The following is a 24,187-nucleotide window of genomic DNA, read 5'->3' as shown; positions in this document are numbered from 1 at the left end:
TCGCGGCGGAACAGCCCGTGGTGGTGACACGCACGTAATCGACGTGGCGGCGGGTCACGAGCACGGTCATGCGTTCAGGTAACCACACGCCGGCGGGGCCGCGCCAGATCGACGGACGCCGTCTCACCCGCCGGGACGACGTCCCGGGCGCGGACCGGCGTGAAGGCCGCCCGTCCAACAGGCCCGCGGACAAGGGCTCTCAGCATGTGGAACGACGTCCGGGCGTTCTTGACCCGTGTCACCGACCGCTGCTTTGATCGACGCCATGAAGCGACAGGACCTCACGCGGCGACGCCATGTCGACCTCGCGCGTGTCTCCAGCTCCTGCTGTCGCCGTCACGCCTGAGCGCACCCGAGGGACACCCTCGCACCCCGCGCCTTTCCTCTTCCCACGGTTTCCGGCCGTTCCGCCGACGCCTGCTGCCGGCGATGCGCCGCGGCCCGACGCTCCCTCACCGCGTTCCCCTGCCGTTCGGTCACGCGGCAGGCGCCGCCTGCCCCGCCCTCGTCCGTGAACCGGGCTGCTGCCTGCCCCTCCTTCGTCCATGAACGGGCAGGAACCGCCGCCTGCCGCCGCCCGACCCGCCCCGCACCGATCCCCGGAAGGTCCTCGCATGGCCACCATCCTGTCCGTCTCCGGAAGCCCCTCCGCCACCTCCCGCACCGCCCGGCTGCTGCGCCACCTCGACCAGCGGCTCGTCGCCCAGGGACACGAGGTCGTACCGCTCGACGTGCGCACCCTCCCGCCCGAAGCCCTGCTCCACGCCGACTTCCGCCATCCGGCGATCGCCGAGGCCACCGCCCTGTTCCAGCGCGCCGACGGCGTCGTCATCGGCACCCCCGTCTACAAGGCCGCCTACTCCGGACTGCTCAAGGCCCTGCTCGACCTGCTCCCGCAGTACGCGCTCACCGGCAAGACCGTCCTGCCGCTGGCCACCGGCGGCACCACCGCGCACGTCCTGGCCATCGACTACGCGCTGCGTCCCGTGCTCAACTCCATGGGCCCCGCCCACATCACGCCCGGCTGGTTCACCCTCGACAAGGAGATCACCGTCGGCGACGACGGCGCCCTGACCGTCGCCCCCGCCGCCGCGGAGGCCCTCGCCCAGGTCACCGACCAGTTCTCCCGCGCGCTCGGCGGCCGCACGACCCTGCTGGCGGCCACCGGTTGAGCGCCGCCGTGATCGCGGGCGACGCCGAGGCCCTGGCCGTCGCACGCGGCCTCGCCGACGAGTCCCGCAAGGGGGCCGCCGAGCCGGACGCCGGCTCCCGCACCAGGAACTGGAGCGGCTGTCCACGTCCGGGCCGCTCGGCGTCACAGTGCCCGCCGAGTTCGGCGGCGCGGACGTGGACGCGGGCACCCACGCGTGCCCGCCGGAAGGTCCAGCACATCGGCCGTTAGGTGCTCAGCGGCACCCGGCCGCCCCGCCACGGCCTCCTCTGACGACGCACTCCCCGAAGGAGCCCTTCCGTGTCCCTCACCTTCCACTGGTTCCTGCCCACCAACGGCGACAGCCGGCACGTCGTCGGCGGCGGCCACGGCACCCCGGCCACGGCGTCCGGCCGGGACCGGCCGCCCACGGTCGCCTACCTCAGCCAGATCGCCCGCGCCGCCGAGGACCTGGGCTTCACCGGCGCGCTCACCCCGACCGGCGCGTGGTGCGAGGACGCCTGGCTGACCACCGCCATGGTCAGCCAGAACACCGAGCGGCTGAAGTTCCTCGTCGCCTTCCGCCCCGGCTTCGTCTCACCCACCCTCGCCGCGCAGATGGCGTCCACCTTCCAGCGGCAGAGCGGCGGACGGCTGCTGCTCAACGTCGTCACCGGCGGCGAGAGCCACGAGCAGCGCGCCTACGGCGACTTCCTCGACAAGGACGACCGTTACCGCCGCACCGACGAGTTCCTGACCATCGTGCGGGAGCTGTGGCAGGGCAAGACGGTGGATCTGGAGGGCGACCACCTCCGCGTGGCGGACGCGAAGCTGGCGCGCGTGCCCGACCCGGTTCCGGAGGTGTACTTCGGCGGGTCCTCGCCGATCGCCGGCCGGGTCGCGGCCAGACACGTCGACGTCTACCTCACCTGGGGCGAACCGCCCGCCGCCGTCGCCGAGAAGATCGCCTGGGTCCGCCGCCTGGCCGCCGGGGAGGGCCGCACCCTGCGCTTCGGCATCCGGCTGCACGTCATCACCCGCGACACCTCCGAGCAGGCGTGGGCCGAGGCCGACCGCCTGCTGGCCGGCTTCGACCCGGAGACGGTCCGCTCGGTCCAGGCCGGCCTCGCCCGCAGCGAGTCGGAGGGCCAGCAGCGGATGCTCGCCCTGCACGGCGGCAACCGTGACGGCCTGGAGATCCACCCCAACCTGTGGGCGGGCATCGGCCTGGTGCGCGGCGGCGCGGGCACGGCCCTGGTGGGCAGCCACGAGGAGGTCGCCGAGCGGATCAAGGAGTACCACGCCCTCGGCATCGACGAGTTCGTCCTCTCCGGCTACCCGCACCTGGAGGAGGCGTACCGGTTCGGCGAGGGGGTGCTGCCGCGGCTGGAGACGGAGGGCCTGTGGACCCATCCGTTCCGGTCCGGGGCCGGCCAACCGGCGGCCACACAGGTCCCGTTCGCGGCGACGCTCCGCTGACCGCCGCCGGGCGCCCTGCGTCACCACCCCGACGGCCCTTCACCGTCTCATCACAATCGGGTACCGGCCCGGAATTATGGCTTCCATCACAGCCGCCGTGATCTTACTCCTGGTGAGATCACCGGATGCTCGGTTTCCTCGTCCGTCTCCTTCCCTTCTGGATCCGCGAACCGCTGATCATCCTTGTCGGGACGGTGTTCGGCGTACGCATCCTCCACATGGCCCTCTTCGACGGTGAGGGATGGGTGCCGGCCGTCATCGGTGCGGTGTTCCTGCTGGGGGCGGCGCTGCGCGTGCGCCTGGTCGTCCACGCCCTGCGCGCCCGCCGGCGCCCGGCTCCTCCGGCGGACGAGGTGACGGAGCCCGCTCCGTCGGCGCCCGTCGTCCCCCCGGTGCGGCGCCCCGCCGAGAAGAAGCCCAACGCCTTCGTCCAGGCCTCCTTGGCCATCGGTCTCTTCGCGGTGATCGGGGGCGCCCTCTGGATCGAGGGCAAGCTCCCCGAGGACGGCACCGCCGCCACCGGCGCCTCCCGTCCCGCCGCGTGCCGGCTCGACGAGGACGAGAAGCTGCCCAGTGCGTACCGGAGCACGCCCGAGGCCGTCACCGGCGCGGACCTGTGCCGCGCGCTCAACCTGCCCGAACTGCCCGAACTCCTCGGCACCCCCGCCGAGAGGTCGGTCTACGCCTCCGGTACCGACAACACCGCCCCGCTGACCGACCGCAAGGTCGCCCAGCCCGAGACCAGGGTCGAGTTCGAGACGTACACCGTGGAGCTCTCGGCCACGTACAACAAGCTGACGGTCGCCCAGTACGCGAAGCTGACGACGTACGGGGACGGCGGGGACGTCAGGAAGCTCACCGTGCTGGGGCGGCCCGCGCTGCTCACCTCGGACCACATGATGAAGATCCAGTTCGACCTGGGGAGCGGCGAGGGAGCGAGCGGTCCGGTGGAGCAGGGGCCGCTCGCCCGGACGCTGACCGTGGCCTTCGACGGGAAGGACCGGGGCGGCTCCTACGACCTCACCGTGTGGAGCGAGTCCGGGCTCCTCCCGGACGACAGCGCCCTCGTCGACATCGCGGAGGCGGTCCTGCCCAGGATCACGCAGGGGGCTCGGGACCAGGGCTGAGGTTCAGGCCTTCTTGGCCACCCCCGCCACGGAGACGTCGGGGGCGCCCGCCACGTCGTCGCCGGGATTTGGACGCCAGGAGGCCGTGGCGACGACACCCGGCTCCACCAGGTCGAGTCCGGCGAACCAGAAGGCGATGTCCTCCGGCGACCGCAGATGGTAGGTGTGGGCCGACTGCTGGTTGTAGGCCTCGACCGCCCGGGTCAGCGCCTCGTCGGTGTCCGTGCCGTCGCTCAGCGCCAGGTAACTGCCCGGCGGCAGCGCGGACAGCAGGGCGCTCACCAGCTCGGCCGGGCGGTCGGCCTCGGACATCTGCCCCATGATCCCCAGCATGGTGAGAGCGACCGGCCGGCTGAGGTCCAGCGTCGTGGCCGCCTCGGCGAGAATTCGCTCCGGGTCGCGGACGTCGGCGTCGACGTACGCGCAGGCGCCCTCGGGGCTGCTGGCGAGCAGCGGGGAGTCCCGCGCCCAGGTCCAGGAACTGCCGGATGCCGGCCTCCCGCACCAGGAAACGCACGGCCCGCGCGAGGAACCGCCGCTGCAGCCGGGCGACGGCGGCGAACTCCGGGAACGCCGACAGGACGGCGTCGCCGGCCTGGCTGTCGACGAGGACCTCACGTGCGAGTGCCCCGTTGACGTCCGCGCCCGGACGGACCTACATTCTATTGGAATGTCGATTCTAGAAGAGTCGTTCACGCGGCATGAACCACACCCGACCACCCAGGAGCGGCACACCATGAGCGAAGCCCGGCCCACGGCCCTCGTCATCGCCGGCAGCAGTGGCATCGGTGCCGCGTCGGCCCGTGCGCTGGCGGCGCGCGGTCACCGGGTTGCAGTGCTGGCCCGTGGCGAAGGGGCGGACGTGCTGGCCGAGGAGCTCGGCGGTCTCGCAGTCCGGGGGGACTACACCGAGGCCGGTGTCGTCGAGGGAGTCGTGGACCGGGTGCTCTCCGCGTGGGGGAGGCTCGACGTGCTGGTCAACAGCGCGGGCCACGGTCCGAAGGGGAAGCTCGAGGAGCTGACCGACGAGGACTGGGCCGCCGGGTTCGACCTGTACTTCTACAACGTGGTGCGGGCCTGCCGCGCCGCGCTGGCCCCGATGCGCGCCCAGGGCGGCGGCAGCATCGTCAACATCTCCTCGGCCAGCCCCTCCGAGCCTTCGCCGCGCTTCCCCACCTCCATGGTCGCCCGGGCCGCCATGACCACCTGGACCAAACTGTGGGCGGACGAGGTCGCCGCGGACGGCATTCGGATCAACAACGTGCTCCCCGGGTACACCGTCGCCGACCCGGAGGCCGTGCCCGCCGCATGGACGTCCGCCATCCCCCTGGGACGGGCCGCCGCCTACGAGGAGGTCGCGCGGACCGTGGCTCACCTGGCGTGCGACGCCACCTACACCACTGGGCAGAACGTGCGCGTGGACGGCGGACTGACGCGAGCCGTGTGACCCCGTACGGCGCGGGAGACCGTGGCCGGCCTTTACTTCCGCTCCTCGGCGGCCCTGCGGGCGTAGTCGTCCACCAGGCTCTCCAGGGCCCGCGCCGCCATGTCCGCGTACTCGGCGAAGTCCAGCTCCAGGTGCACGTCGGAGTTGGCGTGCACGTAGAAGCCGTCGGTCAACGCCAGGCTCAGCACGGTGAGTTTGGTGGGCAGGTCCGGGAACCGCGCGACGACGCCGGCGGGGACGGACTCGGTGATCCGCTCGACGTCCACCTTGAACATCTCCACCCGCATCCGCAGGTACGCCGCCCGGACCTCGTTGTCCTCGCCCAGGCCGCCCAGCTGCCTGCTCAGTGCCCAGACCGCCGCGGCCTTGAGCAGCGCCTCCTCCTTCGTGTAGTGCTCGGGATCGGCGCCGGACAGGCCGGCGATGCCGCGTGACAGCTTGCGGCGCAGCCCCTCAGGACCGGAGTGGAGCTCCATCCAGGCCTTGTAGCAGTGTTCCAGCAGAGCGACGAAGAGCTGTTCCTTGCTCTTGAAGTGCCAGTAGACCGAGCCGATCGGCAGGCCCGAGGACGCGCTGACCGCTGCCATGGTCGTGCCCTGGTAGCCGTGCTCCAGCGCCAGGTCCAGCGCCGCCAGCAGGATCTGTTCCCGGCTCCTGTCCGAGCGTGCCTGCCGCGTGCCCTTCGTACCCTCGCCCCGCCGTGTGCTCCGCGTCATGCCGCCACCCTGTCGCCGTCAGTCGTCCGTACCCGTGTCACCAGCACGATCATTCCAGAACCGCGATACCAGCGACTGGCCGGCGCGGGACCGAAGTGGCCGCACACCACGGCCCACTTCGGTCCCGCCCGGTTCTCCGGCGTCCCGCCCTCACCGCGTCACACGGCGCAGGCGGCCTCCAGGACGCGCGCCACGACGTCGTCGAGCTCCTGCGTCAGGCATTCGGCGGCGATCACATGGTCGGGGCGCAGGACCACGGCCCCCACCGGCCGCGCGTCGAACCATGCCTGGAGGCTCGCCTCGCCCCCGAGGTCGCCGACGACGGTGACGCCGGCCGTGGCCCGCCTGCGTGCCCACGGCAGTTGTGGCTTCGGCACCACCTGCACGAGACGGGCGCCGAGCCGGTCCAGCGCCGCGCGCCGTTCGGCGGAGAGGAACACCGTCGGGTCGTTGTGCCAGGTGAGGACGCGCCAGCCCTGACCGGTCGCGTCGTCGAGAAGCATCTCGGCGCCGTCCGCGTCGGTGGCCTTCGGCTGCGGGAAGATCGTGCCCGCCAGCCGGGGCACGTCGCGGACGGGCAGCGACTTGGACACCGGCAGCGCGGTGTGCACCACCACCCCCTGGTCGAACTTCGGCTGGGGCTTGAACGCCTGCCGCTTCTGCGCCTCCCGCTCCTCGGGGGTGCGGGCGGCGGCGATCCGGTCGCGTTCGGCGGCCTTCTCGGGGTCGTGGTCGGTCATCTCCTTCGCCATCTGGAGGGAGACCGCCACCATCTGCGTGACATGGCCGAGCCGTTCCGTCTCGTACGTGTCCAGCAGACCGTCGGCCGACAGCCCCTTGACGACGGCGGCGAGCTTCCATCCGAGGTTGAAGGCGTCCCGGATACCGGAGTTCCAGCCCTGCCCGCCGACCACGGGCATGACATGGGCGGCGTCACCGGCGAGGAAGATCCGCCCGTGCCGGAACCGGCCCGCGATCCGGGCGTGGTGGCGGTAGACGCGGCGGCGGATGATGTCCAGCTTCGACGGGTCCGGCACATGGGGCGCGAGCAGACCGAAGACGAACGCGTCGTCCTCGACATCGGCCTCGCCCTCGTCCTCGAAGAGGGTGAACTCCCAGCGGCGGATGCCGTGCGGCAGCGCGATGGAGGCGTAACTGCGGGCGGGGTCACCGCCGAAGACCGCGTGGGGCGTGCCGATCGGGTCGTTGGCGACGTCGATCACGATGCCGTCGGTCGGCCGGGTCTCGCCCTCGAACGAGATGCCGAGACGCTTGCGGGTGGGGGAGGACCCTCCTTCGGCGGCGACGGCGTACCGCGCGCGCACCGTCCCGCCGTCCGCGAGCGTGGCGACCACGCCGTCGGCGTCCTCGGTCAGGTCCACGACCTCGGCGCCGAAGCGCACGGCTGTGCCGGGGAAGCGGTCGAGGCCGGCGAGCAGCACCCGGTCGACCAGCGGCTGCACGAAGCCGTTGCGGCGCGGCCAGCCGAACTCGCGTGTCGTCGGGTTCACTTCGGACAGGATCGCCCCGGCTCCGTTGATCATGTAGATCTTCTGGTCCGGGATGGTGTGCGGGAGCACCTCGTCGACCAGGCCGGCGGTCTGCATCGCGCGCAGTGCCTCGTCGTCGATGCCCACGGCCCGGGGGTAGTCGACGAGTTCATGCTCCCGCTCGACGACGAGGACGTCGACGCCCTGCTGCCCCAGCAGGTTGGCCAGGGTCAGACCGACCGGACCAGCCCCGACGACGAGGACGTCGCAGGCCTTGTTCATGTGGTGCTCCGTGCGGATCGGGCCGGGCCCAGCCCGGCGATGGTGTCGCCGAACGCGCGGTTCAGCAGGACGAGATCGATGCCGAGGCCGACGTAGTCGACGAGGCCGTCGGCGAGGAGGCCGGCCGCGTACTCGGGACGGCCGGAGTAGATGCCGAGGGTGACGCCGTGCGCGCGCGTCACCTCGCGGACGTGGGAGATCGCCTCGCGCACCGGACCCTCGTCCCAGTCGCCGCGCCCGGGCAGGCCGTAGGAGACGGCGAGGTCGGCCGGGCCGATGTAGATCGAGTCCAGGCCGGGCGTCGAGACGATCTCCTCGGCCCGGTCGACCCCGGTGCTCGTCTCGATCTGCGCGACGGCCGACACCGCCCGGTTGCCCGCCTCGGTGTACGAGTCACCCGGGTACAGCGCGGGCCGGGAGGGGCCCAGGCTGCGGTTGCCGGCCGGCGGGTACTTGACGGCGGCGACCAGGGCCTCGGCCTGGGACCGGGACTCGACGGTGGGCGCGACGATCCCGCGCGCCCCGCTGTCGAGGAGCCGCAGGACCGGCGCGGGGTCCGGCGAGCCCACCCGGGTGTAGGCGTAGGCGTTGTCCCGGGGGATCGAGCGCAGGATCCCGCAGGCCGCCTCCAGCCCCAGTTCCCCGTGCTGCAGGTCCAGGATCACGCCGTCGTACCCGGCGGCCACCGCCCACTCCGGCATCGAGAACGACGGAACCGTCTGGTGGTACAGCACCGGGCGCCTGTCGCCGCCGAGAGCGTCCCGCTTCACCGCGCCGGCCCTTCCTGTGCGGCCACGCGCGCCGCGTGGGCCGCGGCGGCCCGGCCGCCGAAGACCGGCACGATCTCCCGGCGGGCGAACAGCCACCGGCCGTCCACCTTGCGGTAGCGCTCGCGGAACTCTCCGACCGACGCGGGCAGCGTCTGCGGATCGCTCGTGTCGCGGAAGGTCAGGTACTGCACGGTGCCCTCGACCTCGTCGCCGTCCGCGGCCCACACCAGACGGATCCCGCCGATGTGGTGACGGCCGACGACGTCGGTCTGCCGGGCCCGCCTGGCGCCCCACGCCTTCATGGCCTCGCGGTCCATGTCGCCCATCGGGCCGGCGGAGACGCCGTCCTCGGTGTACAGCTCCCAGGTGGTGTCCGCCCGGTTGTGGTCCAGGCGGTAGAGCATCTCCGCTATGAGCTGCTCGATCTCGACGCGCGTGGCCGCGTCGACGGGGCGGTGGTCACTCATGTTCAGCCTTTCGAATCCGCGGTCGCGACCACGCGGCCCAGCCCGGTGACGGTGGCGACGCACTCGACGTCGGCGGGCCACGGCTCGATGTAGCCGATGGACCCGGACAGCAGTACTTCTCCGGCGCGCAGCGGCTCGCCCGTGCGGATAGCGGTCTCCGCCAGCCAGGCGACCGCGTTGACCGGGTCCCCCAGCACGTTGCTGCCGACACCCCGGGTGATCTCCTTGCCGCCACCCGTGATGACCATCTCGACCTGGGTCAGGTCGACCTCGCCGTACGGGTGCCGCTCCTCGCCGAGGACCACTCCGCTGCAGCCGGCGTTGTCGGCGATGGTGTCGACGATCTGCCCGACGGAACCGGCGTAACGGAAGTCGACGACCTCGAACGCGGGCGTCACGTAGTCGATCGCGGCCTCCACACTCGCGCGGGAGGCATCCGTGACGTCGCTCTTCAGCACGAACGCGACCTCCGCCTCGATCAGCAGGCGGTTGTACGCGGACAGCGGCAGGCGTGTGCCCGAGGCGTGCACCATGTCGTCGTGGATGATCCCGTAGTCCGGCTCGTCGATGCCCACGCGCCGCTGCACCAGGGCGTTGGTCAGGCCGACTTTGCGGCCCACCCGTCTCACCCCCAGTTCACGCTCGCGCAGGGCGGCGAACTCGGCGGAGATCGCGTAGGCGGAGTCGAGGTCGCGCTCGGGCAGCCGGGGGCTCACGTACGGCACGGTGTACACGCCGCGCTTGGCCTCGAACAGCTCGCGTGCGATCTCGCTGATGGTCTCCCGGGTGACGCTCACTCCGGTCCTTTCGTCAGGCGTGCTTCTCGTCGTCACGCGTGCTTCCGCAGGAACGTGACGGCCGCGGCGTTGAACTCGGCGGATCCCTCCCACTGCGGCCAGTGCGCGGCGCCGCGCACCAGCAGGTACTCGCCGTCCGGGATGAGCCCGCACAGACGTGCGCCCTCGGCCTCGTCGCCGGTCGGCTCGTTGTCGGTCCACACCATCAGGGCGGGGACCGGTACGGCCGCGAAGTCGTCGTCGGTCACGCGGTTGCGCCACCGCCGCTCCGGCTCCCGCAGCGCGGAGACGTGCGCCATGCTGAACCCGTCGCGGGCGTAGATCGCCCGGCGGACGCGGACCAGCTCGTCGGTGATGTTCCGCGGGTCGTGGATCACGACCTGGAGACGCTTCTTCACGTTCTCGAAGGTCGGCTCGCTCACCGCCTTCGCGCTCACCGACTGGGTGCGGTCCAGCTGCGGTTCGCCGATCACCCGGCCGCCCGGCGCGGACAGGATCACCGTCCGCAGGCGCTCGGGGTGCTTCGGCGCGAACTTCAGCGCCAGCCAGCCGCCGAGCGACTCGCCGGCGAGGTGCACCCGGTCCAGGCCCAGCGCGTCGAGCAGCGCCAGCAGGTGCTCCTCGTAGTCGCGGATCTCCAGCGGGTGGTCGGCGAGCGCGGTGTACCCGTGGCCCGGGTAGTCGTAGCCGACCACCCGGAAACCGGCCTCGGCGAACGCGCGGACGTTCTGCGTCCACGCCTCGATGTGGCCGCTGGTGCCGCTGGCCAGGACGACCGTCTGCGCGTCCGGAGACGCCCCGGCGATGTCGAGGACCCGGGTGCGGTAACCGCCCGCGTCCACGTACCGCAGCGTGTGCTCCAGGTCCGCGATCTCTTCCCACAGGGTCGCCAGGTGCGCCCTCTCCGCGCCGCTCACGCCGTCACCGCCGCCTGCACGGCGAAGCCCGCGCCCCACTTCTCGACCGCCCAGTAGCGGTCGACGGCGAAGCGGTAGGGTCCGGCCGTCGACAGGGCCGCGTAGGCCGCGATCCAGCTGCGCATCTCGTGCGCGGCCGAGCCGCCCTCCGCCACGAACCAGCCGTTCTCCCAGCCGTCGGCCGGGGTGAGGTCGCCGGAGCGGAACGTGTCGAGGACGAGCTTGTCCCACTCCTCGTTCAGCGGGTCGCTCGGCGCCTTGCCGTCGGCGATCGCCTGGATGCCCCGCACGATCATCTGTTCGCGCTCGTGCCGCTCCTCGGGGGACGGCGCGTAGGCGATCAGACGTTCCCGCACGGTGCCGGGCGCGCCGTCCCAGCGGGGGATCGGCGGGTTGTGGGAGATGCCGCCCGAGGCCAGGAACAGCACCTTCCTGTCCAGGGCCCGGGCGGCCCGGCCGAACGCCTCGCCCATCAGGCGCACCCGCCGCATGGGGGTGAGGGGCAGGCCGATCGCGTTCACGAACACCGGGACGATCGGCTGCGCGAAGTCCTTGCCGAACACGAAGTCCAGGGGCTGGACGATGCCGTGGTCGACCGCCATCCGCTCGCTGCGGCCGATGTCGATGCCCTCGCCCAGTACGGCGGCGTGCAGGGCCCGGGCGGCGTCGGCGTCGACGGGAAGCGGCCCCGCGGTGGTGCCGTAGTCCCCGACGCCCTCGGCGGCCGCCCCGATGACCCACGGGGTGATCAGCGAGTAGAGCTGGCCGTTGAAGTGGTCGGGCCCGAACACCACGACGAGATCGGGATCGTACGCGGAGACGAACTCCCTGACCTCGTCGATGGCGGCGTTGATCTCGGCGAACGTCTCCCCGCCCGGGTCGACGTTGCCGAAGGACGGCGCGTGGGAGAGCGCTGCGACGGCCAGCGGCATGGAACTGGTTCCTTTCTGGGAGGGTGCGGACGGCCCGCTACGCGGACGTACCGGAGAGAGCGGGCTCGGGGCGCTGGACCTCGGCCGCCTCGGAACGGCGCTGGGCGAGGTGGAGGACGATGATGCTGACGCCGGCGAGCAGCATCGGCAGGGAGAAGACGCTGAAGGCCACGCCCATGCCCCAGCCGGCGTCGAAGGCCGCGCCGCCGATGACCGGGGCGGCGATGCCGCCGAACCGGCCGACGCCGATGACCACACCGAAGCCGGTCGAGCGGGCCAGCGTCGGGTAGAGCGTCGGGACGATCGTGTAGAAGGCCGCGGTGCCCGAGCAGACGAAGAAGGAGGCGGCGAACAGGGTCCACCAGGCGGTGGGCATCTGGGAGCCGACGATGCCGAACAGCGACAGGGTGAAGGTGGCCAGGAGCAGGAAGACCGGGGCGAGGACGCGGACGCCGACCCTGCCGCCCAGGTAGCCGAAGAGGACGTTGCCGAGGATGCCGCCGATGCTGAAGGCGGCGACGAGCTGCGGGGCCAGCGCGGGGTTGTCGTTGGCCGAGGCCACGCTGCTGGGGGCCCAGTTGGTCATGAAGTAGAAGCTGAGCATGTAGGCGACGTAGCCGACGATCATCAGCAGGGTGTAGGCGCCGGTCCGGCCGGTGAAGACGGTACGCAGCGAGCCCTTCGCCTTGACCCCCGTGGACTCCGGCTCGGGAAGCGCCGTGAGCGCGGGCCGGCGCATCTTCGCGAGCAGCGCGTTGAGCCGCTGCAGGGAGTCGGGGCGGCGGCCCTCGGAGAGCCAGGCCAGCGACTCGGGCAGCAGCGCGTACGTGGCGACCGCGGCGATGGCGCTGAGAGCGAACCCGATCCACCAGCCGAACTGCCAGCCCCGCGCGTCCAGCATCGGGCCGACGATCATCGATCCGAGCAGTCCGCCGATGTTGATGGCGGCGGCGTAGACGGCCATGACCAGGGCGTACACCCGCTTGCCCGTGTACTCGGCGAGGATGACGCCGACCACGGCGACCAGACAGCCGACGCCGACGCCGGTGACGACGCGGCTCAGGACCAGGGGCCAGGTCCCGGTCTCCGGAGTGGCGAACGGGCCGATGAACATGCCGACCGCGATCGTCGTGGTGGCGATGACGCCCATCTTGCGCCGGCCGATGCGGTCGGCGAGCGGCGCGACGATGATCGAGCCCACGAGCATGCCGATCAGGGCGCCGGACATGACCAGTCCGAGCTCCGCCTTCGAGACGCCGAAGCCCCTTTCGATGTAGGGCGCGGCGAACGACGTGAGGGAGACGTCGTAACCGTCGAGCACCACGAGGGTGATCGCGATGACGACGGCGCGTTTCTGCAGCCCGCTCATTCTCTCCTGCGGGATGTGGTCGGTGATCCTCATGCGAGTTCCCCTGTTCCGGGACAGAGCGGACCTGCGCCGGGGCGGCGGCCCGCAAGGGAGGAGGCGGAACGCTGACCAGCCGCGTTCCATCGACGAAAACTAGAAGTTACGTTCTAGAATCGTCATTACAGTGACGAGCGGCCGGGGGTGGTGTCAAGGGGTGGCGTGAGATCGGCCGGGAGGGGCGGGCCGGGGTGCGGAAAGGTGCCGACACGCGTGTCGGCAACATTCGATAGGATGCCGACGCTCGTGTCGTCAAGTACGAGTAAAGGGCGTGCGCGCCCGGCGCAGCGCCCCCTCACCCCCGTCGCCCGGAGTTCCCGTGTTCCTTGCCCTACGCGATCTGCGCTTCGCCCGCGGCCGCTTCGCCCTGATGGTCGCCGTGGTCGCCCTCATCGCCGTCCTCGGCGTCCTCCTCTCGGCGCTCGCCTCCGGACTGGCGGACGCCGGTATCTCCGGCCTGCGCGCGCTGCCCGTGACCCACGTGGCCTTCGACGAGAAGGCGACCGGCGAACAGTTCTCCCGTTCCACCGTGGAGCAGGAGGACTGGGAGGCCTGGGCCGAGGCCCCCGGCGTGGTGCGCGCCGAGCCGTTCGGCAACACCCTGGTCAACGCGCAGGTGGCCCAGGGCGGGCAGAAGGGCGAGCAGGTCAACCTCGCCGTCTTCGGTATGGAGCCCGACTCGCCCCTGGCCCCGAGCCCCGACGAGGGGAAGGGACTGAAGGACGGCGGTGGCGGCATCGTCATCACCCAGGAGATCGCCGACCTGGGCGTGCGCGTCGGGGACGTCCTGACCGCCGACAAGAGCGAGGTCCGGCTCACGGTGACCGGCCTCGTCGACGACACCGTCTCCTACGGCCACATCGGCGTCGCCTACGCCGACCTGGACACCTGGCGCCACCTGCACTACGGCCTGCCCGGCGCGCTGCCCGAGGCCGCGCAGCGCCAGGCCACCGCCGTCGCCCTCACCCTGGAGGACGGCGCCGACGTCACCGCCGTCGAAAAGGCCACCGGCACCCGCGCCGACGACAAGGAGACCACCTACGGCGCGTCCCCCGGCTACACCGCCGAGTCGAGCACCATGGCGCTCATCAAGGGCTTCCTGTACGCCATCTCCGCCCTCGTCGTCGGCGCCTTCTTCACGGTCTGGACCGTGCAGCGCAAGCCGGAGATCGCCCTGCTGAAGGCGCTGGGCGCCCCCACCCGCTACATCCTGCGCGACGCGCTCGCCCAGGTCGTCGCCGTCCTCGTCGTCGCCACCGCCGCCGGCACCGCCGTCGGACTGGCCCTGGGCGGCGCGATGATCGGCAAGGCACCGTTCTCCCTGTCCGCGCCCGCCATCGCCACCTCCGCCGGCCTGCTCATCGGCCTGGGGGCCGTGGGCGCCGCCGTCGCCGTCCGCCGTATCACCGCCGTCGACCCCCTGACCGCCCTGGGAGCCACCCGATGACCACGCCCTCCACCGATCACCGGACCACCCCGGACGACGCCGGCACCGACGGGCTGCGCCTGCACGACGTCTGCCTCACCCTCGGTGACGGCGACACCGCAGTCACCGCGCTCGACCACGTCGAACTGGCCGTCGCGCCGGGTGACTTCGTCGCCGTCGTGGGCCCGTCCGGCTCCGGCAAGTCCAGCCTCCTCGCCGTCGCCGGCGGCCTTCAGCGGCCCACCTCCGGCACGGTGCACATCGCCGGCACGGAACTGACCGCCCTGTCCGACAAGGAGCGCACCGCGGCCCGCCGGCGCCACATCGGTTTTGTCTTCCAGCAGTCGAACCTGCTCCCGTCCCTGACCGTCCGGGAACAGCTCCTGCTGCCCCTGCACATCGACGGACGGCTCGACGCCGCCGCCCGCGACCGGGCCGACGAGCTCATCGAGGCGGTCGGCCTGGCCCACCGCACCGGGTCCCGCCCGCACCAGCTGTCCGGCGGCGAACGCCAGCGCGCCGGCCTGGCCCGGGCGCTGATGACCTCGCCCGCCGTCCTGCTGGTGGACGAGCCCACCTCCGCCCTGGACCGGGTGCGCTCGGCCGAGGCCGTCCGGCTGATCGCCGAGCAGACCCACCGGCACGGCACCGCGACCGTCATGGTCACGCACGACACGGCGATAATGGACGCCGCCGACCGGGTGCACGAGATGGTCGACGGCCGGCTGTCCTGACCGGGGACGGCGGCCGGCGCCTCACCCCCCGGCACCGTCCTTCCCCCAGGAGCTCCGCCCGCATGCCGAAGATCAACGCCTCAACCGTCGCCGAACACCGCGCGCAGCAGCGCGAGGCGCTGATCGGGGCGGCGATCGACATCCTGGTCGCCGAGGGCGCCGCCGCCGTCACCCCCGCGGCGGTCGGCGCCCGCGCGGGTCTGGCCCGCTCCAGCGTCTACCAGTACTTCGACTCCTCGGCTGCCCTGCTGGCCACGGTCACCGAGGAGGCGTTCCGGCGCTCCAACGAGGCCCTCACCCGCGCGACCGCCGCAGCGCGGGGTCCGGTGGAGCGGGTCGAGGCGTTCTTCCGGGAGAGCCTGCGCCTCGGCGCCGAGGGCGCGCACCGCCCGGCCGCCGCTCTCATGAACGCGGGCCTCCCGCCCGCCTGTCTGGAACGCCTGACGGAACTGCACCGGGAGCAGGTCGAGCCGTTCCGCGCCGCCGTCCGCGAGCTCGGCACCCCGGAGCCGGAGCTCACGGCGGACCTGATCGCCGGGATGCTGCACACGGCCCTCGCGGCCGTCGAGTCCGGCGCCCCGCTGGAGACCGTCACGCGGCGCACCCTGGCCCTGGTGCGGCGCTGCCTCGTGGCTCGGGACGGCACGGAGGAGATCCCGGAAGGCGGGCGCTGAGCGCAGCGGTGCGGCGGTCCGGGCCTCACGCCCGGACCGCCGCACCGGCTCCCCCTCGGAAACGGTCTTGTCGTACGGCCCGGTCAGCGCCGCAGCGTCAGCAGACCCGGGCGGTAGGGCAGCAGGCCGTAGTCACCGCCGGAGTTGGGGCTGCGGCCCTGGTACAGCAGCTGCAGGTTGCAGGGGTCCACGGTCATCGTCTGGTCGGCGCTGGTGCGCAGCAGCTCGCCGTGGCTGATGTCGTTCGTCCAGGTGGCGCCGCTGTTGGCCTTGCCGGCGAAGGGGTTGCTCTCGGTGGCCGCCTGGGGCGTCCACGTGCCGTCGAGGCTGGTCGCGGTGAACGAGCGGAAGTACCGGCCCTGGGAGCCGATCGCCTCGACGATCATCAGGTAGCGGTTCTGGTCCTTCAGCTTGTAGACCTGCGGCGCCTCGAACAGGTTGTTCGTCGTGTCGCTCATGACGACGGTCGAGTTAGAGCCGAAGCTGCCGGGGAAGTTCCCGATCGGCATGCTCGCCCGGTAGATCTTGCCGTTGTCGCCGGCGAAGAACAGGTACATGTTCCTGTCGTCACCGATGAGCGTCTGGTCGATCGGGCCCGTGGAGGAACCGGAGATGCTCCCGGAGAACAGCACCTGCTCGGACGACCAGCCGTTGGGGTTCGTCGGGTCCGTCGACGTGCGGTACGAGAAGGCGGTCCCGCCCCATTGGTAGGCCAGCACCCAGATGTTCTTCGGCGCGAAGTAGAAGAGGCTGGGCGCGACCGTGGAGCTGTTCATCGCGTTCTGAGGTGCCGAGGCCATCTCCGACCAGGCGCCGAACAGACCGAAGTTCATCGACCCCCACCGCGTCCCGGTGTCATGCGTGGTCGCGTAGACCAGCTGCTTGCCGTTGTAGGGGGCGACGGTGAAGTCCTTCAGGGACACCCACCCCGAGCGGGGCTGCGCCAGCGCGCCCGTCGACGACCAGCTGTAGCTCGACGGCAGCTGGCACGCGCCGGGGTTGTCGGAACCGCCGACCTTCACCAGCCGCCACTGCTGGTTCGTGCCGCCCCAGTCGTCGTACTGGACGACGTTGGCGTTGTCGGCGGTGGACGCGCCCTGCACCTCGAGCGCCTTGCCGCTGTTCCGGTTGATGAGACGGACGTGGCCGTCGGAGCTGTCGGCCAGCCGCCACTGCTGGTTGGCGGCGTTCAGATCGGTCCACTGCACGATCGACCCGCCGTTGGCGGTGGACCAGTTGTGGACGTCGAGCACCTTGCCGGAGTGGCGGGACTTGACGCGGTAGTAGCCGTTGCCGGAGTCGACGAACTGCCACTGCTGCTGGGCCTGGTCGTTCCTCGCCCACTGGGTGATCCGGGCGCCGTCGTTCGTGGCCAGGTTGTAGACGTCCAGCGCCTTGCCGCTGTTGCGGTTGACCAGCACGTACGAGGCGTTCGTGTCCACGGTCGCGGCCTCGGCCGGCTGGGCGCCGACGAACGCGGCCAGCAGCAACAGGGGGGCGAGCACGGCGAGCAGGCGTCTCGGACGGACCGGGAACGCGTGGCGGAGCCACATGTTGAACCTCCTGGAGGTGGGGGTGAGGTGTCGCCGGACAGGGGGGGAGCGGCAGTCGCACCGGATCGAACGTGTCGAATGTTTCGGATCAATCCTGGCCACGTGACGCCACAAGCTAGGGAGCCGGGAGCGGCCGGTCAAGGTCTGTGACCGGCCCGAGTGGCGATTCGAAACATTCGCTACAGAGGCAGAAACTGTTTCCGTCGAGGGACTTGACGGGTCGTCATCAACCCTCCACCATCTGTTTGGCAAACCGACCACCGTTCGATTCATCGAACACGCTCGCCCCGCGGATCCCGTGAGTCCCGCGTACCCGGCGAGTTCTCGAAGTCGCGCACGCCACGTGCGTGACGACGCCGCACCAGAGCCGCGGTGCGGTGCACGGTGAGTCCCTCTCCCCTGCCTTGGAGGCACAGTCATGGGCTTTCACGCCCTCCCCAGATCGGCCGGCCGGCCGAAGCTCCGCGCCCTGCTGCCCGCGCTGCTCGTCGGCGCCCTCGGCTTCGCCGGCGCGGTGGCCGCACCGCCGCCCCAGGCCCAGGCCGCCGAAAGCACCCTCGGCGCCGCCGCGGCGCAGAGCGGCCGCTACTTCGGTGTCGCCATCGCCGCGAACCGCCTCAGCGACTCGACGTACGCGTCGATCGCGAACCGCGAGTTCAACTCGGTGACGGCCGAGAACGAGATGAAGATCGACGCGACCGAGCCGCAGCGGGGGCAGTTCAACTTCCAGAACGCCGACCGCATCTACAACTGGGCCGTGCAGAACGGCAAGCAGGTGCGCGGTCACACCCTCGCCTGGCACTCCCAGCAGCCCGGCTGGATGCAGAGCCTCAGCGGCAGCGCCCTGCGCCAGGCGATGATCGACCACATCAACGGCGTGATGGCCCACTACAAGGGCAAGATCGCGCAGTGGGACGTGGTGAACGAAGCCTTCGCCGACGGCAGTTCGGGCGCCCGGCGCGACTCCAACCTGGAACGCACCGGCAGCGACTGGATCGAGGTGGCCTTCCGCACCGCGCGCGCCGCCGACCCCTCCGCCAAGCTCTGCTACAACGACTACAACGTCGAGAACTGGACCTGGGCGAAGACCCAGGCCATGTACCGCATGGTGAAGGACTTCAAGCAGCGCGGCGTGCCGATCGACTGCGTCGGCTTCCAGTCGCACTTCAACAGCGGAAGCCCGTACAACTCCAACTTCCGCACGACGCTGCAGGAGTTCGCCGCCCTCGGTGTCGACGTGGCGATCACCGAGCTGGACATCCAGGGCGCCTCGCCGAACACCTACGCCGCCGTGGTCAACGACTGCCTCGCCGTCTCCCGCTGCCTCGGCGTGACCGTCTGGGGCGTGCGCGACATGGACTCCTGGCGTTCGAGCGACACCCCTCTGCTGTTCAACAACGACGGCAGCAAGAAGCAGGCGTACAACGCCGTGCTGAACGCCCTCAACGCCGGCGACGGCGGCGGTGGCGACCCCGACCCGGAGCCCGGTGACGGCACCGCGATCAAGGGCGTCGGCTCGGGCCGCTGCCTGGACGTGCCGAACGCGAGCACCACGGACGGCACGCAGGTCCAGCTGTACGACTGCAACGGCCGCACCAACCAGCAGTGGGAGCTCACCTCCTCCGGTGAGCTGCGGGTCTACGGCAACAAGTGCCTGGACGCGGCCGGCACCGGAAACGGCGCCAAGGTCCAGATCTACAGCTGCTGGGGTGGCGACAACCAGAAGTGGCGTCTGAACTCCGACGGCACCATCGTCGGCGTGCAGTCCGGCCGCTGCCTCGACGCGGTCGGCGCGGGCACGGCCAACGGGACGCAGATCCAGCTGTACAGCTGCGGGGGCGGAAGCAACCAGCGCTGGTCCCGCGTGTGATCCACCCGTCCTCATGACCGTGAGGGTCACCGCCTCGTACGGGCGGTGGCCCTCACGACCGTCCTCCGTTCGCCGCCGGAGCGGTCAGCGGCGGTACGACAGACCGTGCCCGGCCGGGAACAGCACCCGCGCCGGGTCGTCGGCGCGCTGGACCGGGACGGGCAGCGTGCCGCGCGGATCGACCCGGCCGCTGATCACGCGCGCGGCGGCGCGCAGTTCGACCTCGGTCCAGCAGTAGGAGGCGAGGGAGGCCCGGACGCCGTCGAGGTGGGCGATGTCGTACGGGTTGCGCACGGCGAGATGGACGACGGGGACGCCGGCCGCGAGCAGCCGGGACACGAGGGTGCGCTGGGCGCTCGCCGGCCCGACGTTGTCGGTGGTGACGACCACCGCGTCCCGCCCCCGTGCGGCGGCCACGGCCGCGTCGATCGCGGCGGCGTCGGGCGTACGGCCGGTGACGAGGTGGGTGGTCCGGAAACCCAAGGCCTCGAACTCGGCGGCCAGTTCGGGCACCGTGCTCCGGGTGTCGTCCGTGGGGAAGGCCGGACTGGCGCCGACCACGAGCAGCTTCCGCTGTCCGCGCCGCAGCGGGAGCGTGCGGTCCTCGTGGACCAGCAGAGTGGTGGTCCTCTCCGCGATCCGGTCGGCGGCGATCCGGTGCGAGCGGGCGCCGACGACCCGGTCCACCTCCCGCGGCGAGGTGAAGGGGCTGCCGTCCAGCAGACCCACCTTGTCCTTCACCCGGAGGATGCGCAGGACCGACTCGTCGAGCCGCTCCTCGGTGATCTCCCCGTCGCGGACGGCGGCGAGGACGGCGTGGTAGGCGACGTCGATGTCCGGAGGGAACAGCAACTGGTCGGCCCCGGCCTTCAGCGCGAGCACGGGCACGCGGTCGTCGCCGTACTTGGTGCGCACGCCGGCCATGTTGAGCGCGTCGGTGACGATCACCCCGTCGAAGCCGAGCTCACCGCGCAGCACTCCCTGCAGGATCGTGGGCGACAGGGTGGCCGGGTCGTTGCTGGGGTCGAGCGCGGGAACCTGGAGATGCGCGGTCATGATCGAGTCGACGCCGGCGGCGATGGCGGCCCGGAAGGGCGGGGCGTCGACACGGTCCCACTCCTCGCGCGTGTGGGTGATCACGGGCAGCTCGGTGTGACTGTCCTGCCCCGTGTCCCCGTGCCCCGGGAAGTGCTTGGCGCAGGCGACGACGCCGGCCCGCTGGTAGCCGGTCACCTGGGCCGCCACCATGCGGCCCACCTCGCCGGGGTCGGCGCCGAAGGAGCGGATGTTGATGATGGGGTTGGCCGGATTGACGTTGACGTCGGCGACCGGCGCGAAGTTCTGGTGGATGCCGAGGGCGGCGAGTTCCGTACCGGAGATGCGTCCCGCGGTCCGGGCGTCGGACAGCGAGCCGCCCGCCCCGAGCGCCATCGCGCCCGGCAGCTGGGTGGCGCCGCTGCCGATGCGGACGTTGGCCCCGTGCTCCTGGTCGATGGAGATGAGGCAGGGGACGGGGGTGGGCAGTGCGAGTGAGGCCCTCTGCACACCGTTCGTCAGCTCGGCGACCTGACGGGGGTCGTGGATGTTGTTCGTCCAGCCCGAGAAGAGGATGACCCCGCCGAGGTGGTACTTGGCGACGAGCTCGGCGACGGTGCGGACGCCCAGTTCCCGCAGGTTGCGCTCCTGGTCGGCCTCGCTGGGGGAGGTCGCCGACGCACCGTAGAAGTAGGGCACGAAGAGCTGGCCGACCTTGGCCTCGAGGCTCATGCTCCCGACGATCTTCCGCAGGCGCTTGTCGCGGCCGTGCGCGGCGGCGGGGGCGCCCGCTGCGAGGCCGGTCACCCCTGCGGCGACCACGGTCGCGGAGGCGAGGACGGACCGCCTGGACAGACTCCGGCTCTGCATGCGGGCATGCTCCTTCCGGCCGTTGCGGCACGGGAGTTGAAGGGGGCGCGTGGGGCTCGGATCAGCGGGCAACGTAGCCCGCGGGGGAGGGGCGGGACAAGAGGTCTAGACAAAAACGGCTCTGGCCGGTTGTCACCTCTGGAGATCGCTCCCTCGTCGGCCAGACTTGTTGCCTCACGCCCCATGCGCACCGCTGCCGCGGTGGCCCGTGCCCGGGAGGCCCTGATGACGTCAGACACGAGGCCGGACGAAGACGGGGTGGTGGCCCCGACGGGAAGGCGACGGTCTCCCGGTGAACGCGTCGCGCTGCGCGGCGATCTGCGGGCCGCCCTGCCCGACGCCACGGCGGCGGTGGTGGTCACCGCGCTCGTGTTCGCCCTCCTGTGGGCGCGTATGGAGTCGGGGGCTTCGGACACCGTCGCGGTCATGCCGTTCATGGACGATCCCGGCACCTACTGGATGTACCTGCTCAGCCAGGCGTTCGGCTGGTCCGCCCTGCTGTGGGCCTGGGGCACGGTCGTGCTCGGACTGCTGCTGTCGGGGCCGCGCCCCGCCCGGCTGCCGGTCTCCCGCCAGGTGCTGGAGCGCTGGCACCGCACCACGAGTCTGACCACGACGGCGCTGATGTCCGCCCACGCGCTGATGTTCGCGGCGGAACTCGTCCGCTACGAGACGCAGGTGGACTGGGCGCAGCGGTTGTGGGTGGCCTTCGCCGACACCTTCGTGCCGGGCTGGTACGACTCCGGGACCGGCCGCATCGCCATCCCGATCGGACAGGGCGCCCTGTACCTGGCGATCCCGCTGGGGCTGTTGTTCTACGTCCGGCACCGCATCGGGGCGAACACCTGGCGCCGGCTGCACCGTTTCGTGATCGTCGTGTACGTGCTGAGCGTGTGGCACACACTCCTGTACGGGACCAACGTCTGGTACGGGGAGTGGCCGCGCACCGTTCTGTGGCTGCTCCAACTGCCGGTGGCGGTCCTGCTGTTGATGCGTCTGCTGCGGCCGGCCCGGCGGGCCGAGCGGCTGGGCACTCCCGGCGGGGGCGCGGCCCGGCCGGGATGGTGGCTGCGGGCGGCGGGACGGGTACTGGCCGGAGCCGTCGTCATCGGCCTGGTCGTCGTGGTGGTGTCCGGCCGTGACGGCGGACGGGACCGTCCCGCCCATCCGCCCGCGACGGCCCCCCACGCCCAGGAGACGGACTGACGGCGGACGCGTCTGCCGGACCCGCTGTCTCCGCCACCGCGCGCCGAACGGTGCGAAGCGGGGTGACCGCGGGCCGCCCGACGGCCGTGGGCAGCGACGGCAGCCCGAGGTGGGGCGCGCCGGGCCGCGACACGCTCCGCGTGGCGTCGACGCGGTCGGCCAGACCCAACAGTGTGCCGGGCGTGGACGGGGGACGGCGGCGTCGTCGACCCGGACGGAGTTTCACAGGGGGAGCGGGGCGAGGGACCGGGCCGGGTGACGCGGGCCGAGGAAGACGACGATGCCCTTGCCGCCGGGGGAGGGGTGGGTGGCCTGGGTCCACCCGTGGCGGCGGTAGAAGGCCAGGGCCCGTCCGTTGCGGACCGAGGTGAGCAGCCATGCCCGCCCCTCGGGCGCGTCCGTGGTCACCGCCTCGAGGAGCCGGCCCGCGAGACCGGTGCCGTGGGCGGCGGGCCGGACGGCGAGTTCGTCGATCTCGCGGCCCCCGCACAGCCAGTCGGCGGTGCGGTCGCGGCCGAGGCCGGCCGCCGCCTGGGGATAGCAGCGGTCGGTGGGGAAGGGCGCCGGTGTGGTCCACGCGGTGGCGAAACCGACGATCTCCCCGTCGCACACGGCGGTGGCGGCGGTGAACCCGGCACGCCGCACGTCCGCCGACAGCCGGGAGACGAACCCGGTCGCCCGCGCCTCGTCCTCGTGCCAGGGCGGGGCGCAGAAGGCGTCGACGTACACCGAACGCAGTGACTCGGTGTGCGCGAGTATCCCGGCGTCCCGGTGCACACGGATGTCGGCGGTCGTCAGGCGGCCACCACCATTCCCGAGCTTCATGGGCGCCCCCTTCTGCCAATGCTATGTTGTTGCAACCAGTGTGCAATAAGAACGAGCAGCTGCACAGTGCTCGCAATGACGTCGGAGGATCTTGGACATGGCGGTGTACACGCTCCCGGAGCTGCCCTACGACTACTCGGCGCTCGCCCCGGTCATCAGTCCGGAGATCATCGAGCTGCACCACGACAAGCACCACGCCGCGTACGTCAAGGGGGCCAACGACACGCTGGAGCAGCTCGCCGAGGCACGGGACAAGGAGCAGTGGGGCTCGATCAACGGCCTGGAGAAGAACCTGGCCTTCCATCTCTCCGGCCACATCCTGCACTCGATCTACTGGCACAACATGACCGGCGACGGCGGCGGCGAGCCCCTGGCCGCCGACGGTGTCGGTGACCTCGCCGACGCGATCGCCGAGTCCTTCGGCTCCTTCGCCGGCTTCAAGGCGCAGCTCACCAAGGCCGCGGCGACCACCCAGGGTTCGGGCTGGGGCGTCCTGGCGTACGAGCCGCTGAGCGGCCGGCTGATCGTCGAGCAGGTCTACGACCACCAGGGCAACGTCGGCCAGGGCTCCACCCCGATCCTGGTCTTCGACGCCTGGGAGCACGCCTTCTACCTGCAGTACAAGAACCAGAAGGTGGACTTCATCGAAGCCATGTGGGCGGTCGTCAACTGGCAGGACGTGGCCAAGCGTTACGAGGCCGCCAAGGCCCGCACCGACGTGCTGCTGCTGAACCCCTGACCGCGGGGGCCGCACGACGTCCTGCTCGTGATCGTCTTCTCACCCTTCACCTGCAGGCGGCACGAGGGGGCCTCCGGCCGGTTCATGCCGGCCGGAGGCCCTCCGGCGTGTGCGGGTCCACCCCCGCACGCCCGTCCTGAACGCGCTCGGACGGGTCCCCACTCCTGTCCGGCGCCGCGGGACGGCACGGCCGGAGGCGTGCGCGCCGAGGCGGCGGAGGAACGGCGGCCTCCTCGGCCGCGGCGCTGCACCGCGGCATGCCGTGACGGACGGCGG

General features: G+C 71.8%; 22 protein-coding genes and 1 pseudogene. 11 read left to right on the top strand and 12 right to left on the bottom strand.

The window, feature by feature from the left end; translation table 11 throughout:
* Positions 1–265 precede the first annotated feature (265 nt).
* From ELQ39_RS32650 to ELQ39_RS03910, 4 genes are all read left to right on the top strand, one after another.
* Positions 266–346: a putative leader peptide gene (locus tag ELQ39_RS32650; protein ID WP_352055040.1), complete on the top strand. Its 81-nt coding sequence runs from the start codon at positions 266–268 to the stop codon at positions 344–346.
* Positions 347–614: 268 nt separating this feature from the next.
* Entirely contained in the window at positions 615–1,172 is a 558-nt protein-coding gene (gene ssuE, locus ELQ39_RS03920) for an NADPH-dependent FMN reductase (protein WP_225628372.1), read from the top strand.
* Positions 1,173–1,471: 299 nt separating this feature from the next.
* On the top strand, positions 1,472–2,629 hold the full coding sequence (locus ELQ39_RS03915; RefSeq protein ID WP_242591012.1) for an LLM class flavin-dependent oxidoreductase: 1,158 nt from the start codon (positions 1,472–1,474) through the stop codon (positions 2,627–2,629).
* Positions 2,630–2,754: 125 nt separating this feature from the next.
* Complete coding sequence (locus ELQ39_RS03910; protein WP_242591011.1) at positions 2,755–3,756, top strand: DUF6215 domain-containing protein; 1,002 nt, start codon at positions 2,755–2,757, stop codon at positions 3,754–3,756.
* A 3-nt stretch (positions 3,757–3,759) separates the two neighbouring features.
* On the opposite strand, the pseudogene ELQ39_RS03905 reads toward ELQ39_RS03910, so the two are convergent.
* Positions 3,760–4,363: pseudogene (locus ELQ39_RS03905) on the bottom strand (SAM-dependent methyltransferase); the annotation flags it as partial.
* Positions 4,364–4,426: 63 nt separating this feature from the next.
* On the opposite strand from ELQ39_RS03905, the gene ELQ39_RS03900 reads away from it, so the two are divergent.
* Entirely contained in the window at positions 4,427–5,203 is a 777-nt protein-coding gene (locus ELQ39_RS03900; RefSeq protein ID WP_337662987.1) for an SDR family oxidoreductase, read from the top strand.
* A gap of 32 nt (positions 5,204–5,235) precedes the next feature.
* Here the strand turns inward: ELQ39_RS03900 and ELQ39_RS03895 are convergent, their stop codons facing one another.
* The 8 genes from ELQ39_RS03895 to ELQ39_RS03860 all read right to left on the bottom strand — a co-directional run bounded on the left by ELQ39_RS03895 (position 5,236) and on the right by ELQ39_RS03860 (position 12,976).
* A complete protein-coding gene (locus ELQ39_RS03895; protein ID WP_242591009.1) occupies positions 5,236–5,919 on the bottom strand; it encodes a TetR family transcriptional regulator in 684 nt (227 codons plus the stop codon).
* A 158-nt stretch (positions 5,920–6,077) separates the two neighbouring features.
* Complete coding sequence (gene mhpA, locus ELQ39_RS03890) at positions 6,078–7,691, bottom strand: bifunctional 3-(3-hydroxy-phenyl)propionate/3-hydroxycinnamic acid hydroxylase MhpA (protein WP_242591008.1); 1,614 nt, start codon at positions 7,689–7,691, stop codon at positions 6,078–6,080.
* On the bottom strand, positions 7,688–8,461 hold the full coding sequence (locus ELQ39_RS03885) for an HpcH/HpaI aldolase family protein (RefSeq protein ID WP_242591007.1): 774 nt from the start codon (positions 8,459–8,461) through the stop codon (positions 7,688–7,690). Before ELQ39_RS03885 ends, mhpA begins: the two co-directional genes overlap by 4 nt.
* Entirely contained in the window at positions 8,458–8,928 is a 471-nt protein-coding gene (locus ELQ39_RS03880) for a nuclear transport factor 2 family protein (protein WP_242591006.1), read from the bottom strand. Before ELQ39_RS03880 ends, ELQ39_RS03885 begins: the two co-directional genes overlap by 4 nt.
* A gap of 2 nt (positions 8,929–8,930) precedes the next feature.
* Entirely contained in the window at positions 8,931–9,725 is a 795-nt protein-coding gene (locus ELQ39_RS03875; RefSeq protein ID WP_242591005.1) for a 2-keto-4-pentenoate hydratase, read from the bottom strand.
* A gap of 32 nt (positions 9,726–9,757) precedes the next feature.
* Positions 9,758–10,642, bottom strand: coding sequence for an alpha/beta fold hydrolase (locus tag ELQ39_RS03870; protein WP_242591004.1), 885 nt, complete (start codon positions 10,640–10,642; stop codon positions 9,758–9,760).
* Positions 10,639–11,574: a 3-carboxyethylcatechol 2,3-dioxygenase gene (locus ELQ39_RS03865; protein WP_242591003.1), complete on the bottom strand. Its 936-nt coding sequence runs from the start codon at positions 11,572–11,574 to the stop codon at positions 10,639–10,641. The genes ELQ39_RS03870 and ELQ39_RS03865 overlap by 4 nt, the downstream gene beginning before the upstream one ends.
* 37 nt (positions 11,575–11,611) lie before the next feature.
* Entirely contained in the window at positions 11,612–12,976 is a 1,365-nt protein-coding gene (locus ELQ39_RS03860) for an MFS transporter (RefSeq protein WP_242591002.1), read from the bottom strand.
* Between the two features lie 322 nt (positions 12,977–13,298).
* Here ELQ39_RS03860 and ELQ39_RS03855 point away from each other — a divergent pair, with 322 nt between their 5' ends.
* The 3 genes from ELQ39_RS03855 to ELQ39_RS03845 all read left to right on the top strand — a co-directional run bounded on the left by ELQ39_RS03855 (position 13,299) and on the right by ELQ39_RS03845 (position 15,813).
* The gene (locus ELQ39_RS03855) at positions 13,299–14,426 is read left to right on the top strand and encodes an ABC transporter permease (RefSeq protein ID WP_242591001.1); all 1,128 of its coding nucleotides are present in this window, start codon (positions 13,299–13,301) and stop codon (positions 14,424–14,426) included.
* Positions 14,423–15,139, top strand: a complete 717-nt coding sequence (locus ELQ39_RS03850) for an ABC transporter ATP-binding protein (RefSeq protein ID WP_242591000.1) — start codon at positions 14,423–14,425, stop codon at positions 15,137–15,139. Before ELQ39_RS03855 ends, ELQ39_RS03850 begins: the two co-directional genes overlap by 4 nt.
* Positions 15,140–15,201: 62 nt before the next feature.
* Positions 15,202–15,813: a TetR/AcrR family transcriptional regulator gene (locus ELQ39_RS03845; protein WP_242590999.1), complete on the top strand. Its 612-nt coding sequence runs from the start codon at positions 15,202–15,204 to the stop codon at positions 15,811–15,813.
* Positions 15,814–15,896: 83 nt separating this feature from the next.
* Here the strand turns inward: ELQ39_RS03845 and ELQ39_RS03840 are convergent, their stop codons facing one another.
* Complete coding sequence (locus ELQ39_RS03840; protein ID WP_242590998.1) at positions 15,897–17,366, bottom strand: non-reducing end alpha-L-arabinofuranosidase family hydrolase; 1,470 nt, start codon at positions 17,364–17,366, stop codon at positions 15,897–15,899.
* A gap of 418 nt (positions 17,367–17,784) precedes the next feature.
* Between ELQ39_RS03840 and ELQ39_RS03835 the strand changes: the two genes are divergently transcribed.
* On the top strand, positions 17,785–19,236 hold the full coding sequence (locus ELQ39_RS03835; protein WP_242590997.1) for an endo-1,4-beta-xylanase: 1,452 nt from the start codon (positions 17,785–17,787) through the stop codon (positions 19,234–19,236).
* Between the two features lie 84 nt (positions 19,237–19,320).
* Here ELQ39_RS03835 and ELQ39_RS03830 read toward each other — a convergent pair whose 3' ends face one another.
* Positions 19,321–21,141 (bottom strand): glycoside hydrolase family 3 protein, encoded by a 1,821-nt coding sequence (locus ELQ39_RS03830; RefSeq protein ID WP_225628381.1) that lies wholly within the window; start codon positions 21,139–21,141, stop codon positions 19,321–19,323.
* 225 nt (positions 21,142–21,366) lie between these two features.
* Here ELQ39_RS03830 and ELQ39_RS03825 point away from each other — a divergent pair, with 225 nt between their 5' ends.
* On the top strand, positions 21,367–22,347 hold the full coding sequence (locus ELQ39_RS03825; RefSeq protein WP_242590996.1) for a ferric reductase-like transmembrane domain-containing protein: 981 nt from the start codon (positions 21,367–21,369) through the stop codon (positions 22,345–22,347).
* A 222-nt stretch (positions 22,348–22,569) separates the two neighbouring features.
* Here the strand turns inward: ELQ39_RS03825 and ELQ39_RS03820 are convergent, their stop codons facing one another.
* Entirely contained in the window at positions 22,570–23,172 is a 603-nt protein-coding gene (locus tag ELQ39_RS03820) for a GNAT family N-acetyltransferase (protein ID WP_242590995.1), read from the bottom strand.
* A 97-nt stretch (positions 23,173–23,269) separates the two neighbouring features.
* Between ELQ39_RS03820 and ELQ39_RS03815 the strand changes: the two genes are divergently transcribed.
* Complete coding sequence (locus tag ELQ39_RS03815; protein WP_242590994.1) at positions 23,270–23,911, top strand: superoxide dismutase; 642 nt, start codon at positions 23,270–23,272, stop codon at positions 23,909–23,911.
* Positions 23,912–24,187: the final 276 nt, after the last annotated feature.

Source organism: Streptomyces sp. GB4-14 (assembly GCF_022696125.1).
In the GTDB taxonomy this organism is placed as follows: Bacteria; Actinomycetota; Actinomycetes; order Streptomycetales; family Streptomycetaceae; genus Streptomyces; species Streptomyces werraensis.
Note: the sequence above shows the minus strand (reverse complement) of the source record. Positions and strands in the feature narration are given on the sequence as shown.